Here is a 15,405-nt window from a genome sequence, read left to right as displayed (position 1 = left end):
CATTCACTCCATCTCTTCGCAAAGACGGATGAATCACAACAGGCTGGTATTGTTCAAAAACTTTCGGATCGGGCTCTTAGGTGAGGAAAGTGTCTATTTCCAGAACTGCCTGACAGGCGCATGTAATCGGAAAGCCCTTCGGGTACTGGGTCTCAGTCCACAATGGCCTTCATGGCTCAAAAAATAAATCCGGACTTATTCTTTTCATAACTGATATAAGACGTCCGCTTACGGGATAAGGTTTTGCACCCTTATATGACCGACATGAGGGCGTATTCTGACGGTAATTTCTGCTACACGAACAGCGTATTCGCTTGATGGGATAGTGATCCATTTGTCCGTCTTCCGAAAGGAATGTGGCGTGTTCAGCTTGTGCCTGCGCAATCAGGAGATGGTCAAACGGATCAGGATGATGCAGAGGCAAAGACATCAGGATTTGCAGGTGTTCGGGTTGTATTTGCAGCAGAGAGAAACCTTCCGCAGGAATGGCTGCCAGAATATCGTTCATATCTGCATCCAGTTTCCCGATACGGATTTTGATCGCAATCTCCCATAATGATACGATACTCACCAGAATATCGTGGACCGGATCTGCAATGATCTCCCGTGCATTCTCACCCAGCCGGTCGGAGTCCGAAAGCCACCAGAGCAATGCATGCGTATCGAGCAGAACCTTCATAGGTCACGTTCCATGCTTTCAAGAATGTCCGGCGGTGTCGCATCAAAATCTTCGCGCATTCTGATCCGCCCGCGAAGAGCTCCAGGCTGACGGCGGGGGCGATAGGAAGGAGCCGGTGGACGCAGTTCAGCCACAACCTCATCATGAGACGTCACGAGGATCGTACTGCCCTGTCTGACCTGACGCAGATACGCTGTCAGGTTCCCCCTGAACTCCCGAACACCGACTTTCTGTGGGGATGCTGCGTTATCTGAAAAATGCCGACTCATGACCTCCTCCCTATGTGTCATCATATCATGTACACATAGGGAGGAGGTAGAGAATTCCTGAGGCATATTTGATTTCGGAGATCAGGGGCCTCCAAACAGTGCCAGAGCGTCCTCAACAACCACTTCAAGGTCTCGAACCGTACTATCCAGTTTTGAATGAAGTTGGCAACGCCGAGCAGGTTGGCGATTATGTCTTTGAATAATGTGCCCTGTGCAGTTCTTCCTTCAGCTTGTCCATAAGCTGCCCCACTGGCATAGCCCGGGCCAGTGGGGCGCCTTGTCCGGCCCAATAAGCACCAAAACCACGTTCACCACAGTTTCTGGGGGCCTTGTTGAGTGCTTTCCCCGCATCATAGGCAATGGGTAATCGGGAAGCGGTGGAATGCCGACACTGTCACTCAGGCTCGTAAACCGGTTTTGAAGACAGCGCGCAGGCCATCCTGAAATGAAATCGGTCAGCCGGTCATACGACGCGCATACGTGTTCACTGCGAAAAAAGAGATCCCCTGCAGGAGCAGACGGACAGGATCCATCACCTGAACGACACAGAAAATCGCATTAGAATATTGAAATTTTCCAGGGCCTGTTGGGAATTAACGCGAATTGATGATTGCGGCGGTGAGATAAATCATCGCTGCGAATGATCTGTCAGTCTTGTCGCTTCGCATGGCGATGCGCTTGAACTCCGTGAGCTTGCAGAAGAAGTTCTCGATGAGATGGCGTGCCTTGAACAGGGTTCCATCGAAGGGTCGCCTGTCGAGGCGGTTCCGACACTGGGGAATGACCACGCGGGCCCCTTGCGCGCGTATGGTGTCCACGATCCAGTGGACATCGAACGCCTTGTCAGCAAGAAGTCCCTCGAAATCAGCCGGTTCAAGGAGAGGCGCCACCCCGACCGTGTCGTAATGCTGGCCGGGGATAAGCGTAAAGCGGACCAGATTGCCTAGGGCGTCAGTCATGGCGATGATCCTGGTGGACCATCCCGTCACACTGCGTCCTATCGCCTGACTTCAGGTCCCCCTTTTGCGCCCTGGCCATGGCGGTGAACCCGGACCACCGTGCCGTCGATCATCGCATATTCCATGTCGGCCTCGTCAGAGACCGCTTCAAAAAGCCGTTTGAAAACACCGGCTTTCATCCAGTCGCTGTAACGGGAATAGACCGAGTTCCAATGCCCGAAATACGTCGGAAGGTCCCGCCATGGGCTGCCGGTCCGGGCAATCCATAAGACCGCCTCAATGAAAAGACGGTTGTCCTGCCCGCTGCGCCCCCGATCCGTTTTCTTGCCAAGGCACAGCGGTTCCATTTTCGCCCATTGGGCGTCTGTCAGTAAGAAGCGATCCATACGGATTTTGAATCACATTTGGTGACTTTGAAAAAGTACAATTCCCAACAGACCCCAGATTAGGATAAAATTTCCTCCTATCCTGCACGCAGGATAAAACGGGTGATCTCGGATGGCCTGCCCAGCCGGAGCGCGAAGCCCGGCCACAACCCGGTCCCGTTGCTGACGTAAAGCACCATGCCACCCACATCGTAGCGCCCGGAGACAAACCCGCTGTTGCCACGTGCGACAAGACGGTCGAGGCCAACAATCATCCCGCCATGTGTATGCCCCGACAGTTGCAGGGCCACGCCGCGTGCGGCAGCTTCACGCGCATGCCCGGGCTGGTGATCGAGCAGCACGACCGGGGCACCGACAGGAATACCCGCAAGGGCCGCAGCCAGATCGGGGCTAGCTTGCCCATGTCCGGGTGCCGACCGGTCGGTAACGCCTGCAATGACCAGTCCGGCCCCTCCCCTTGAAATCACCACATGGCGGTTCAGCAACATGTGAAAGCCCAGTTCTGACAGGTGCTGCATCCAGTCGCCATAATCGAAGAAATATTCATGGTTTCCCGGGATCGCCAGAACACCGTCCGGCGCATGCAGCCCCGCAAGCGGTGCCACGTCGGCACGGCGCATGACCACCGAGCCGTCAATGAAATCGCCCGTCACGACAATCATGTCGGCCCCGGCCGCGTTGGTGCGCTCGACAACCGCCCTCGCCCATCGGGCGGGAAACAGCCGGCTGATATGCATGTCGGTCAACTGGACCAGCCGATAGCCGTCAAATGCTGGCGACAGGCCGGGAATGGTCACACTCACGTCCCTGATCGGCGGCACCCGCAGCGCATTGGCAACGCCGATGGCGGAAAGCACCCCGGCAAGACCACCCACGGCCGCCCGCGCGGCCACCGGGATACGCGCCGGCTGCCACGTTACCAGCGCAACCAGCAGCGCACCGATATCAAGCGCGATCTGGAACAGCATGAGAAACGCGATCGCCCCGAATGCCCAGTTGAACAGGATGACAACAGGCCGGGGAAATTCCGGGGCAAAGATGGAACCCGAGGAAAGCCGGGACCAGTAGTGGTAAAGTGCAGCCACGACCACCAGAGCAGCAGCAACTCCCTTCAGCCCCAGCGGAAGTGGCAACGGCCAGAGCCAGTTCAGGATCACGACCAGAAGGGGCAGACCGAAAACAACAAGGCGCATTCAATATCCTCGCACGGAAGCGCAGGGAGACATCTTCCATCCCCCTGCGTCCGGGCCATTCATATCGGTAAACTGTCTGTCTGGGCGTCAGGAGCGTCCATTATGCCACAAACAGGAACAGGGGTGACTCAGGAGAATTTTTCCCCGACCATTTCCTCGCTTTTGGCCCACAGCGCCTCGGCATGTGCGGGATCGACCGCGTAAGCCCGCACCCCTTCACTGACCAGGCTGATCGGCTGGTCATCGGGCACGACCGGGCTGACGTGGCAGTCTTCGCAGTAATGGCCGCCGACCGCGTCAGCCGCCCCCACTACGCCTGTCCAGACTGCCGTGGCCGCCCCTTGCGGAATGGTCTTGAACTGGAACGGCGGCTTGCCTTCCGCCGCAGCCTGTTCATTGATCTGCGCCACCATCGCCTCAATGCCACCTGCTGGCATGTAACGCGTCAGTTCGGTCAGGATTCCACCCGGATGAACCGCTGTAGCGCGCACGCCGCGCGCGCGGTGCCGTGCGTCAAAGGCGACGGCAAACAGGATGTTGGCTGTCTTGGAGCGCCCGTAGGCGATGAACGGATCGTACGGCGTATGCTCAAAATTCGGGTCCTTCAGGTCCACATCCGCAAAGCGATGCCCGGCCGAGGACACGTTGACCAGCCGGGCACCGGCGCGCATCAGCCCGGCAATGCGGTTGACGAGGACAAAGTGCCCCAGATGGTTGGTGCCGAACTGCGTCTCGAACCCGTCCTTCGTATGGCCGAATGGCGTCGCCATAACGCCCGCATTGGCGATCACCAGATTGAAAGGCAGACCGGTTGCATTCAGTTGATCGGCACAGGCGCGGACACTGCCCAGATCTGCCAGGTCCAGCGCGACCAGTTCGAAGCTTCCGTCCCCACGCGCCGCGTCCGCGCGGACCTGCGCGGTGGCCTGCTCGGCTTTTTCCAGATTGCGCGCGGCACCCATCACATGGGCACCATGGGCAGCAAGGACGCGTGCGGTTTCAACGCCCAGACCGGCAGAAACGCCGGTTACAAGCACGCGTTTACCCTTCAGCGATACGCCGGAGAGGACATCTTCCGTTGTCGAGCTTGCGCCAAAAGTCTGTGTCATGGGGGAAACTCCCTGAAAGGATGCATCCGTTTTTTGCCGAAATGGCATGCGGGATGTTATGTGGAGCATAGCTCCGCTTGGTATATGCGGAGGATATCTCCGCTTAACAAGAGGGAAACCGGTGACCGACGAAAAAAAGCCGCGCCGCCGACCGCGTAGCGATGGACAGCGCAACAGGGAAAACCTGCTGAACGTGGCCAAGGCCGCGTTCACGGCGGGGGAAGTCGATATCCCGTTGGATGAGATCGCCCGACGTGCAGGCGTGGGGATCGGCACGCTTTACCGCCACTTTCCCAATCGCGATGCGCTGATTGAGGCGGTCTATCGCGCTGAACTCGACCGCCTTGCCAATGCTGCACCAGTCCTCGCCGCCCAGCATCCGCCGGTGGAGGCGCTGCGGGCGTGGATGCGGCTGTTTGTTGATTATATTGCCGCCAAGCTGGTGATCGCCCCTGCGCTTAACGGACTGGCAGGCGGCACGGGCACGCTCTACGCCCAGTCCGGCACCGTTTTGCAAAGTGCGATCGACGGGCTTGTAGCTGCTGCCGTTGCCAGTGGCGAGATCAGCGCGGATATCGAGCCTGTTGATTTGCTCCGCGCCCTAGCGGGGGTCTCGAATTATGCGGCCGGTCCCGGTTGGGAGACCAGTGCGAAGCGTCTGGTCGATATTCTCATCGCCGGATCACGGGTGTCGGCATCGTAATCTGGCGGGAGCGTTCTGGCGGCCGGAATGACCGTCGCGCTGCATGACGGATAGTTCTGCCGCCATTCCTTGCGGGAACGTCCCGTCTGTTGTAACGCTCAGACCCCGCGAAAAACGCCTGCCCATGGCCCACTTTCAGGCTCCAAGGCTGTCGCCCGTACGTCCTTCATGCCGTGGCATGATCGGCCAGCGTCTCCGAAAAACACAGCCCGCATTGGCAGATGCCGATGCGTTACATGGAGCGCGATCATGCGACGGACCATTGCGATCATCGGTGCTGGTCCTGGTGGCCTGATCCTTGCCCGTATCCTGCACCTGCATGGGATCGAGGCCACGGTCTACGAGGCCGAGACGTCGCCTGCTGCCAGAAAACAGGGCGGCCTGCTTGATATCCACGAACATAACGGCCAGCGCGCGCTGAAGGCGGCGGTCCTGCATGATGATTTCCGCCGCCTTGTCCGTCCAGGTGAGGATGCGAAGCGCATTGTGGACAGGAACGGGACCATCCTGTTCGACCGGTCGGGGCAGACTCTGTCCCCGCGCCCGGAAGTTGACCGCGGCGAACTGCGCCGCATGCTGATCGCTTCCCTGCCCCCTGCTGCGATCCGGTGGGGCCATAAGGTCACATCCGTATCGCCTGTTGCCAGTAGCAAGCATGAGATCGTCTTTGCCAATGGCGCCAGAACTACGGCGGATCTGCTTGTCGGTGCAGATGGTGCCTGGTCGAAAGTCCGCCCGCTTCTCACCGCTGCCCGACCCGTCTATTCAGGCACCTGCTTTATCGAGATTGCCTGCCCTGTTGCCGATCTACACCGCGTGGTGATCGGCACGGGCACCCTGATGGCGGTGGCACCGGGCAAGGGCATCATCGTGCACCGCAATGCCGATGGAAGTGTGGCGGGATATGTGGCGCTGAACCGGCCGGAAACATGGCTCAGGTCCATTGATTTCAGCAATAGCCACGCGGGATTGGACGTAATCGCACGGCAGTTTGCGGGCTGGGCACCGCACCTGACACGCTTCATTACCGACAGTATTGCCGATCCAGCGATCCGCCTGATCCATGTCCTGCCACCCGGGCTGCGCTGGCCGCACCGACCCGGCGTGACCCTGATCGGCGATGCCGCACATCTCATGTCCCCGTTCGCGGGTGAAGGGGCCAATCTTGCCCTGTATGACGGCGCGGAACTCGGCCAATCGCTTATCGGCCATCCCCATGACATAAACGCGGCTGTGGCGGCCTATGAGGCGGCACTTTTTCCACGAAGCCACGAAGTGGCACGCCGGTCCGCGCAGAATCTGGCCCTGTTTTTTGGACCGGATGCACCCGGCAGCGTGGTCGATCTGTTTGACCAGTTCGCGTGAATGATAGGTTCCCCCAGAGAACAGGCAGGTGCTTCTGAAACGCTACAGGTCCGGCAGGCATGACAACGGGTGACACCCGTCAGGCACCGTTCCGTGCGACCCAGACGTTACCGTCCTTGACGTATTTACGCTTCACAGCCGCCCACGCCACGCGATTGGCTGCTTCCTCGGAGTCTTCACCTTTCGCGCCATATTCGGTCCAGGCATTGTTGAATGCGGCCCGGAAAATTTCCTGGGCATGGGTGGGCAGGTGCAGACGGACACGGTCTGGCAGATCGTTAATTGATGAGTAAGGCATCAGGTCACTCCATTAGTTAGGACTTCATCTGTCGCGCACAGACCTGTCGGGGGAACCATCAGGTCATACCATGGCGGATCGGTTGCAATACCTGTGCTGAAGCAGGTCAATCCGGACAGTTTCCGTGGTTTGCAGGCAGTTATGCCGAAAATGACCTATGATGGAGGAAGTTGCCTAACCGCTCCCCTGACGGCATCAGTCCGTCATGAGCGTAGCATATGTCATCTCAGAACCGATCCACAAGAAATGAGCCGGGTATGGCCGGTCTGCACCCCCTTCATTCGGCGGCGTTACCGGACACACGCCATATGACACCGCCCACATCGTCTGCCACCAGCAATGCGCCCGACCTGTCAATCGTGAGGCCGACCGGTCGACCATGCACATGCGCTTCGTCGGCTGTCAGGAAACCCGTAAGCACATCAACCGGCGGTCCGGACGGCTTCCCATCAGCAAACGGCACATAGATGACCTTGTAGCCGCTTTTGGGACGGCGGTTCCACGACCCATGCTGTGCCACGAACATCCCATGCCGCCAGGCATCCGGAAATTGGGTGGCATCCCGGGAGAAGGTCATGCCGAGGGAGGCCGTATGCGGGCCGAGCGCGTAATCCGGCGCGATTGCCTGTGCCACAAGGTCCGGTCGTTGTGGCGAGACCCGTATGTCAACGTGCTGGCCATAATAGCTGTAAGGCCAGCCATAGAATGCGCCTTCCTTGACCGACGTGATGTAGTCGGGGACGAGATCACTACCGATTTCATCGCGCTCGTTGACCGCCACCCACAGGGCACCGCTCTCCGGCTCAAAGGCCAGCCCGTTCGGGTTACGCAGCCCGGTTGCATAGGGCGTCAGCTTTCCCGTGCTCAGATCGAGCCGGTCGATCCGTGCCCGACCTTCTTCGACGTCCATCCCGTTATCGGCAACATTGCTGTTGGACCCGACGGTCACATACAGGAAACGTCCGTCCGGGCTGGCAAGCAGGTTTTTTGTCCAGTGATGGTTGTAGCCTGCTGGCAGATCCACAACCTTGGTTCCCGGCGCATCAATCCGCGTGTCACCGTCATGATAGGGAAAACGAAGGATTGCGTCGGCATTGGCGACGTAAAGATCATTGCCCACCAGCGCCATGCCGAAAGGCGAATAGAGATGGTCGAGGAACACCGTGCGGGTATCCGCTGACCCATCGCCCCTGGTGCCGCGCAGCAGGATGATCCGGTTCGGGCTGGCCTCCCCCGCGCCAACCTTGCCCATCACGAACCCTGCAATGCGGTTTTTGAGTGTCTGGACATCCGTTTGGGGCGAATTGCTCTCGGCCACCAGAATATCGCCATTGGGTAACCGATAAAGCCATCGGGGATGGTCGAGACCCTTCGCATAGGGCGTAACCGTCAGGCCCTGAGCGGGTGTGGGTACCTTCCCCTTCGCCCAACCCACGGGCGTCGCGACATTGACGGTCGGAAACAGGGTATGGTTGGGCTGCGGCAGATCAGGGTGCGGGCCTGTTCCTGCCGTTACGGGAAGAGATGCATTTTCCGGACGCAGGACGAGTTCCCATGTCGCTGCACCGAGCACTGCCAGTCCGATCACTCCGGCACTGCTCCAACGTATCCATGTCTTCATGCTATTCTCTCGGTTCCATGTTACCCGGCAAAACCCTGCGGTCCGTGCTATGATTCGGCGCCGCCCTCTGGCAGGACAAAGCCCAGTACCTCTGCAAGATGGGCACGGTAGCGCGCGACGGTCCGACCAACCGCCGGTTCCTTCATAACGTTTGACGCAAGATACGTTGCAAGCGGTGCCATGCCCAGGAACTGGTTGGCCTTGTGGAAAGGGAAATAGACCGCATCAATCCCCTTCCCTTCAAAGAACTGTGCCGGATCGACAAAGGCCTCTTCCGGGGCGTTCCATGTTACGGAAAGCATGTAATGCTTCCCCTGCAGCAGGCCGCCTGAACCGTATTTACGCTCAGGATGGGAACGGCTGCGCCCATCATTGGCATAAAGCGTGCCATGACCGGCGGTGAAGACTTCATCAACATACTTCTTGACCGTCCACGGCGCGCCCATCCACCAGCCCGGCATCTGGTAGATGACCAGATCAGCCCACAGGATATTTTCGACTTCTGCCTGAATATCGTAGTCAGCATCGATTTTTGTCTGTCGTGTATTGAAACCCGCGTTCGACAGGACCGCAAGGGCGGCGTCATGCAGCGTATCGTTCAGACGACCATGAGAATGGGCAAAAGCCTTTCCACCGTCCAGAAGGAGAATATTTTTCATCGCAATAGTGTCCTGCAAAAGCATCCCGGATACGACTGATCAGGATTGAGAACCATTGTCCGGAAGCATTTTCAATATGACGGCGCCTTGGCCGTACAAGCGGCATCTGTTCCCTACGGAACATGATGAACTTGACAGGCTTTGATAATCCGTTGCTTCTGCACAGCACTTGTGAACCTGTTTCATCAAAGGGGCGCGGATGGATAACCGGATTGGCGAAATGCAGATATTTCTGCGTGTCGTGGAAAGCGGCAGTTTTTCCGAGGCGGCCCGCCTGTCGATGACAACGCCCTCGACGATAAGCAAGCTGATCGCCCGCGTTGAAACACGCCTTGGCGTACGCCTGCTTGAACGTTCGACACGGCGCCTTTCCGTCACGCCGGAAGGGCAGCTTTACTACGAGCGTGCTCAGGCGCTGATCGCCGAACTTGACGATATGGAACATGCGCTCACAAAAGGAGCGGTTCGACCCGGCGGTACTGTGCGCATCAATGCTTCAGTGGCCTTCGGAGCGCTGGCACTCGAACCTCTCCTTCCCGAATTCTGGGATGCCTATCCGGATATCGTCATTGATCTGTCGCTCTCCGATGAACTGACGGACCTTTATCTTGACCGCACGGATGTCGCCTTCCGGGTCGGACCGTTGCAGGATTCAAATCTGACAGCCCGGCATATCGGCACGGCCCGACGCAAGATTGTCGGATCGCCAGATTACCTGAACCGGTTTGGTACACCACGGAGCATTGATGATCTGGACCATCATAAATGCCTTGGCTTCAATTTCCGGCGTGCCGCCCCTGTCTGGCCGCTGCAGGAGAAAGGCCGCATCGCAGATCGTATCGTCCGAGGGCCCCTGCTCGCCAATAATGGCGAAACAGTCAGACGCCTGACATTGCGGGGTGCAGGGCTGGCGCGGCTTGGCGACTACCATGTGCGCGATGACATCAAGGCCGGCCGTCTCGTTGAAGTTCTGGCCCATGCGGACGCGCAGGACGAAGAACAGATCCATGCGCTCTATCTTGGCAGCAGACAGACGCCCCAGCGCGTGAGAGTATTTCTCGACTTTGTCATTCCGCGCCTTCAGGCATATCTGCGTGCCTGAACGTTGCGCCTTCTGTCAGATCAGAAGCGAAGAATTGATCTCCGGACGATGCGTTCACGCACGCGCCAATATAACCTGCAGCCCGCTTCGCTTCCAGCATCTCCAGCATGATGGGTGAGATATCTTATGCAAAGCTTGCGTTCTTGACCTTCAGGAGAGGGATGTTGGTCTTCATACTTCGCACGCCTTTGATCTGCGTAAGGTGTTCGCTCTGAAAACGTCTCAGTCCCGGGAGGTCTTCTGCAACAACGCGCAACAGGAAATCACAATCTCCCGCAAGGACATGCGCTTCCGTCACCTGCGGAAGCTTCCCGATTTCCTCGACGAAATGCTCGGACTGCCGCTCATCTTCTCCCGTCAGCCATATCCTGACAAAAGCCGTCACGCCGAACCCGGCTTTTGCGGGATTTACAACGGCGACATACCCCTCGATAACGCCACTTTCTTCCAGTATCCGCACCCGGCGCAGACATGGCGAGGGAGAAAGCCCGACGCGCCTGGCAAGTTCATTGTTGGGGCAGCGGCCATCTTCCTGGAGAACGTGAAGAATACGCCGATCAATCGTATCCAGTTTCATTGGCATCATATATCATGAATGAAATTTCTGACGCAATCATATGCCAGATATTGGTGGATAAATTGGCATAAACGCAACCCCCTATCTGCTGGTCTGCGCTATCCTGCCCTCTCTCGCGTCGCAGGAATAGTGATCCAAAGCATAATCGGAAAGCATGAAACGCCGCGGGACCTTGTGGATTTTCTTCTAAAGCGACGCGTCTTCGATGAATTTGCATACACTTCTTGCCTTCTGGACAATCTCCATCCTCCTTGCCGCAACTCCTGGTGCTGACTGGGCGTATGTCATTTCCGCCGGAATACGTGCTCATGCCGCAGTCGTTCCTGCGGTATTCGGCCTGTTCCTGGGATATCTCGCCATTACCGGAACGGTCGCAGGTGGTATCGGTGCGCTTGTCGCCAGCATGCCGCTTGCGGTCACCATTCTGACGTTTGCAGGTGCGGGCTATCTCATAAAACTGGGTATTTCCCTGTTGCGTCATCCTCCCGTGCCGAAAGAGGGACATGAACGGGAAACTGGTACGCGGCGCTGGATTGCCAAAGGGTTCGCCATCAGTGGCCTGAACCCCAAGGCTCTTCTGTTTTTTCTTGCCCTTCTGCCCCAGTTTACAAATCCGGGTTCATCATGGCCGATCTTTTTACAGATCGGGATCTTGGGTATCATTCATACAATAAACTGCGTATCCATCTATCTGATGGTCGGATTTGGCGCGCGGACAATATTAAGCAGCCGCCCCAAGGCGTCCATCGTGATGGGCTATATATCTGGAGCGTTCATGATTGTTCTTGGGCTGGGTCTGGCATCGGAAGACATCATGAAATTACTCCACTCATGACGATGGAATATGAAGAGCAAAGATATTGGAAACTGGCTCTCTGCACAGGTTCCATGGATCAGAGTAAAGTTCGCTGTATCGATTTCCCGATTTCCATAAATGTCGAGACTGCTGGGTTTTTTGTAGTAATCGGCGCGCGAAGGACAACGTCGAGTTGAGGCGCGTCTGTCAAAGCCCGTGATATCAGTCCTGCTCCCGGTTCGGTACACAGCGATGCGGGAATAAGGGCTACGCCCAGCCCTTTTGCAACAAGCTGGATGATCGTGTGCTGCAACCGCGGTTCAAGCACGACATGCGGGACAATTCCCCTGGCCGAAAAATAGCTGTTGATCGCGGATCGCAGAGCCGGCGCCGTCGCGGCGGGTGCCGCGATGACCTTCTCCCCGCGGAGTTCCTCAGGGCCGATCTGGCCGACTGTGGCAAGGGGATGGTCCTTACGCATGATGATGCGTAATCGCTCCCTGGCCAGCAGCACGGTCTGCAGGTGTGGCGCATATCCGCAGTCAAATGTTACGGCGGCATCCAGCGTTCCTGCCACCAGCATCTCATCGATTTCTGTCGGCGTGCGTTCATCAAGCACAAGGCGGACATCCGGCCTCGCCTCCGCATAAAGCTGTACGAGTTGCGGCACGACACTATGGGCGGCATGCATCATGAATCCAAACCGCAATTCGCCTTTCATGCCGCTGGCAACCAGCCTGACATCCCGGCACGCCTCCTCAAACTGCCCCAGCACGTTTCGGCAGTCTTTCATGAAGTGTTTTCCGGACGGGGTCAGCGCCACATTGCGCGAGTTTCGTTCAAACAGCTTCACGCCCAACGTGTGCTCGATCATGGCAATCTGGCGACTGAATGGCGGCTGGCTCATGTTCATCCGCTCGGCGGCCCGACCGAAATGAAGCGTCTCCGCCAAGGCCATGAAATACCGCATATGTCGCGTGTCCATCTGATACCCTGAAAGCATTGATCGTGAACTATATGAGCATTGGATTATATCAATAGCCTCCGGTAGCGTCACGCTTTTGCTGACCTCCCGAGATCCTTGATGCTGAACAATCTGCTGATCGTCCTGCCTATCTTTGCCCTCATCTTAACCGGATGGATCGCACGCAAATCGGGTGCGCTTGGCCCCAATGCCACACGCGAAGTCAATCGGCTGGTGGTCTATCTTGCGTTGCCTGCGGTGCTGTTCGACATCGTGGCGAATGCAAAAATGACCGATCTGTGGGAGCCGGGATTCATTGCGGCGTTCACGCTTGGCTGTTTTATCGTGTTTGCCGGAACGCTGTGGTGGCGAGTATCGACAGGACATCATCTTGCCGATGCGGCCATTGACGGACTGAACGCGAGCTACGCCAATACGGGGTTCGTCGGCTTCCCGCTTGTCCTGTCCCTTGTCGGCGATACCGGCATGGCGCCGACGCTCATCGCCACGATCGTGACGGTCTGTGTGCTGTTTGTCATCGCGATCGTCCTGATCGAGGCCGGACTGCAGACCGAAGCACGACCGCGCGACATCGTTGCGAAAACGCTCTTTTCGCTGGTGAAAAATCCATTGCTGGTGGCGCCAGCACTCGGTGGCCTTGTCATGGTATCGGGTGGCCATCTGCCAGAACCAGTTCATGCCTTCCTGAAGCTTCTCGGCGGGGCTGCATCGCCCTGTGCCCTGATCGCCCTCGGTCTGTTCCTTGCCGGAAATTCGGCCGGTGCCGCGTCTGCACGCCCGTCGACTGCCGCCATTCTTGTCGGCCTGAAGCTGATTGCCCAGCCCCTGGTTACGTGGATCATCGCAGCGCCCGTGCTACACCTGCCGCCAGCAATGACACATATTGCCGTGCTTCTTGCCGCACTGCCCACGGGAACCGGCTCGTTCATGCTGGCGGAATTCTATGACCGGGAGGCAGCCCTTACCGGACGGGTCGTCCTCGCCTCCACCGTGTTCTCGATTGCAACGATCTCGCTCTATCTCGCCTTTGCGCTCGCGTAGGGACGCTTACGCGCATTGTGGATGAAGGCGCGGGCCAATAATCTCCACCAGCCAGTCCACGAACACCCGCACGCGCGGAGAAAGCTGCCTGTTGCTCGGATAAAGCACAGAGACCGGCGTTGGCGCGGGTGGAAAATCAGGAAGAACTTCGATCAGCGTACCATTTGCAAGGTCATCCTCAAGGCCATAGCGCGGAACCTGCACGAGGCCAAAGCCGAGCCTGGCCGCTTCGGCATAGGTATCAACGCCCCCAACCAGCAGGCGTGCGGGAAGCGAGACCTCGATCACCTCCTCTCCGCGCGTAAACTCCAGTGGCAGGGTCTGGCCGGTGCGTGAGGATACGAAGCCGATCATCTGATGCCCCTCGAGATCGTCAGGAGAGGCAGGCATTCCGTGCCGCGTCAGATAGGCCGGGCTGGCGACCGTCACCTCTTCCATCACGCCCAGCGGCCGGGCGATCATGTCGCTGTCCGGCAGGGTTCCGGTCCTGACCACGCAATCTACCCCTTCGCGCACCAGATCGACAAACCGCTCGCCCTCGCCAAGATGAACGGTCAGCGCCGGGTGGCGCGCAAGGAAGTCCGGCAACGCTGGCAGCAGGGTCATACGCGCCAGACGCCCGATCACATCAGCGCGCAACAGGCCGGCCACAGCACCACTTGCACCACGATCGGCATCTTCAAGGTCCGCGAGGATCGCTACACACCGGCGATAATAGGCAGCACCCTCCTCGGTTGGCCGGACGTGGCGGGTTGATCGGTGCAGCAGTCGGGTGCCAAGCCGATGTTCCAGCGCCTTGATCGCGGCGGTCGCGACCGGGCGGGAGACGCCGCAATCGGCTGCCGCGGCGCTAAAGCTGCTGCGGTCAACAATACGGACGAAGAGGTCGAGTGTGGCAAGCCTGTCCATGGGATTATTCCATCGCGCAAAACAATGCTGGCGGAAAGAGCGATCTTATCGAACGCGCGGCGTTGTGACCAAGATTGGTCCCTCACCTGATGGAGATACCCATGCCAGAAGCGAACATCATTGCCATTGTCACCGGCGGCAGCCGTGGACTGGGCCGCGCCACCGTTGAGGCCCTCGCCCGACGCGGCGTCTCGTCGATTTTCACCTACCACACCAACAGATCCGCAGCCGATGAGGTGGTTGAGAATGTCCGGAGCAGCGGTGCCCGCGCGGTGGCCCTGCAACTCGACACCGGCGATACGCACGCCTTTCCTGCCTTTGCCGACGAAGTCCGGCGCGTGCTGCGCGAATGGGGAGCAGAGCGTTTCAATTATCTGGTCAACATGGCCGGTACATCCCATAATGGGCTGTTCGGCGAAGTGACCGAAGAGGATTTCGACGCCGCCTACCGCGTTCACGCCAAGGGTCCGTTCTTCCTGACGCAGACCCTGCTGCCGCTGATCGCGGATGGTGGGCGGATCGTGAACATCTCATCCGGCCTGACGCGCTTTTCCTATCCCGGCTGGATTGCCTATGCCGCCATGAAGGGCGCGGTGGAAGTGATGACGCGCTACATGGCCAAGGAACTCGGCCCACGCCGCATTGCCGTCAATACGGTAGCTCCAGGCGCGATCCAGACGGATTTCTTCTGTGGTTGCCGTCCGTTATGCAAGAGTTTTCTGACCCATATTGACGTGTGATCGTGTGCGGTCTT

Annotated in this window: 16 protein-coding genes and 1 pseudogene; 6 read left to right on the top strand and 11 right to left on the bottom strand. The window is 58.3% G+C overall.

Annotation, left to right across the window (positions count from 1 at the left end; translation table 11 throughout):
* Positions 1–298 precede the first annotated feature (298 nt).
* The 5 genes and pseudogenes from DV027_RS15855 to DV027_RS15835 form a co-directional block, all read right to left on the bottom strand.
* Positions 299–679 (bottom strand): annotated as a pseudogene (locus tag DV027_RS15855) (type II toxin-antitoxin system VapC family toxin); the annotation flags it as partial.
* The gene (locus DV027_RS18155; protein WP_182356330.1) at positions 676–1,014 is read right to left on the bottom strand and encodes a type II toxin-antitoxin system Phd/YefM family antitoxin; all 339 of its coding nucleotides are present in this window, start codon (positions 1,012–1,014) and stop codon (positions 676–678) included. The pseudogene DV027_RS15855 and the gene DV027_RS18155, both read right to left, overlap by 4 nt.
* 527 nt (positions 1,015–1,541) lie before the next feature.
* Positions 1,542–2,293, bottom strand: a protein-coding gene (locus DV027_RS15845) for an IS5 family transposase (protein ID WP_130732854.1) whose coding sequence is annotated in 2 segments (ribosomal slippage) — positions 1,542–1,957 and positions 1,957–2,293 — 753 coding nt in all. Because the reading frame shifts where the segments join, the coding sequence is not laid out codon by codon here.
* A 77-nt stretch (positions 2,294–2,370) separates the two neighbouring features.
* Positions 2,371–3,486 carry a metallophosphoesterase gene (locus DV027_RS15840; protein ID WP_130732853.1) on the bottom strand — a complete coding sequence of 372 codons (1,116 nt, stop codon included), beginning with the start codon at positions 3,484–3,486 and terminating at the stop codon, positions 2,371–2,373.
* A gap of 128 nt (positions 3,487–3,614) precedes the next feature.
* Positions 3,615–4,595 (bottom strand): SDR family NAD(P)-dependent oxidoreductase, encoded by a 981-nt coding sequence (locus DV027_RS15835; RefSeq protein ID WP_130732852.1) that lies wholly within the window; start codon positions 4,593–4,595, stop codon positions 3,615–3,617.
* Between the two features lie 121 nt (positions 4,596–4,716).
* On the opposite strand from DV027_RS15835, the gene DV027_RS15830 reads away from it, so the two are divergent.
* Together DV027_RS15830 and DV027_RS15825 are read left to right on the top strand one after the other, a co-directional pair.
* Entirely contained in the window at positions 4,717–5,298 is a 582-nt protein-coding gene (locus DV027_RS15830) for a TetR/AcrR family transcriptional regulator (protein ID WP_130732851.1), read from the top strand.
* 249 nt (positions 5,299–5,547) lie between these two features.
* Positions 5,548–6,663 carry an FAD-dependent oxidoreductase gene (locus tag DV027_RS15825; RefSeq protein WP_130732850.1) on the top strand — a complete coding sequence of 372 codons (1,116 nt, stop codon included), beginning with the start codon at positions 5,548–5,550 and terminating at the stop codon, positions 6,661–6,663.
* Positions 6,664–6,742: 79 nt separating this feature from the next.
* Here DV027_RS15825 and DV027_RS15820 read toward each other — a convergent pair whose 3' ends face one another.
* From DV027_RS15820 to mdaB, 3 genes are all read right to left on the bottom strand, one after another.
* Positions 6,743–6,961, bottom strand: a complete 219-nt coding sequence (locus tag DV027_RS15820; RefSeq protein WP_130732849.1) for a ChaB family protein — start codon at positions 6,959–6,961, stop codon at positions 6,743–6,745.
* A 277-nt stretch (positions 6,962–7,238) separates the two neighbouring features.
* Positions 7,239–8,582, bottom strand: a complete 1,344-nt coding sequence (locus DV027_RS15815; protein ID WP_130732848.1) for a PQQ-dependent sugar dehydrogenase — start codon at positions 8,580–8,582, stop codon at positions 7,239–7,241.
* Between the two features lie 47 nt (positions 8,583–8,629).
* The gene (gene mdaB, locus DV027_RS15810) at positions 8,630–9,241 is read right to left on the bottom strand and encodes an NADPH:quinone oxidoreductase MdaB (RefSeq protein ID WP_130732847.1); all 612 of its coding nucleotides are present in this window, start codon (positions 9,239–9,241) and stop codon (positions 8,630–8,632) included.
* Between the two features lie 199 nt (positions 9,242–9,440).
* On the opposite strand from mdaB, the gene DV027_RS15805 reads away from it, so the two are divergent.
* Complete coding sequence (locus DV027_RS15805; protein ID WP_130732846.1) at positions 9,441–10,343, top strand: LysR family transcriptional regulator; 903 nt, start codon at positions 9,441–9,443, stop codon at positions 10,341–10,343.
* 124 nt (positions 10,344–10,467) lie between these two features.
* On the opposite strand, the gene DV027_RS15800 is transcribed toward DV027_RS15805, so the two are convergent.
* Positions 10,468–10,920 carry an Lrp/AsnC family transcriptional regulator gene (locus tag DV027_RS15800; protein WP_130732845.1) on the bottom strand — a complete coding sequence of 151 codons (453 nt, stop codon included), beginning with the start codon at positions 10,918–10,920 and terminating at the stop codon, positions 10,468–10,470.
* A 205-nt stretch (positions 10,921–11,125) separates the two neighbouring features.
* On the opposite strand from DV027_RS15800, the gene DV027_RS15795 reads away from it, so the two are divergent.
* The gene (locus DV027_RS15795) at positions 11,126–11,755 is read left to right on the top strand and encodes a LysE family translocator (protein WP_130732844.1); all 630 of its coding nucleotides are present in this window, start codon (positions 11,126–11,128) and stop codon (positions 11,753–11,755) included.
* Between the two features lie 58 nt (positions 11,756–11,813).
* On the opposite strand, the gene DV027_RS15790 is transcribed toward DV027_RS15795, so the two are convergent.
* On the bottom strand, positions 11,814–12,701 hold the full coding sequence (locus DV027_RS15790; protein WP_130732843.1) for a LysR family transcriptional regulator: 888 nt from the start codon (positions 12,699–12,701) through the stop codon (positions 11,814–11,816).
* Between the two features lie 99 nt (positions 12,702–12,800).
* Here DV027_RS15790 and DV027_RS15785 point away from each other — a divergent pair, with 99 nt between their 5' ends.
* Positions 12,801–13,742: an AEC family transporter gene (locus tag DV027_RS15785; protein ID WP_130732842.1), complete on the top strand. Its 942-nt coding sequence runs from the start codon at positions 12,801–12,803 to the stop codon at positions 13,740–13,742.
* 6 nt (positions 13,743–13,748) lie between these two features.
* Here the strand turns inward: DV027_RS15785 and DV027_RS15780 are convergent, their stop codons facing one another.
* A complete protein-coding gene (locus tag DV027_RS15780) occupies positions 13,749–14,651 on the bottom strand; it encodes a LysR family transcriptional regulator (protein WP_130732841.1) in 903 nt (300 codons plus the stop codon).
* A gap of 101 nt (positions 14,652–14,752) precedes the next feature.
* Here DV027_RS15780 and DV027_RS15775 point away from each other — a divergent pair, with 101 nt between their 5' ends.
* Entirely contained in the window at positions 14,753–15,391 is a 639-nt protein-coding gene (locus DV027_RS15775) for an SDR family NAD(P)-dependent oxidoreductase (RefSeq protein ID WP_242621963.1), read from the top strand.
* The last annotated feature ends 14 nt before the right edge of the window (positions 15,392–15,405 follow it).

This window comes from Komagataeibacter xylinus, from assembly GCF_004302915.1.
GTDB lineage: Bacteria > Pseudomonadota > Alphaproteobacteria > Acetobacterales > Acetobacteraceae > Komagataeibacter > Komagataeibacter xylinus_C.
The sequence above is the reverse complement of the archived record's forward strand: the minus strand, read 5'-3'. Positions and strand labels throughout refer to the sequence as shown.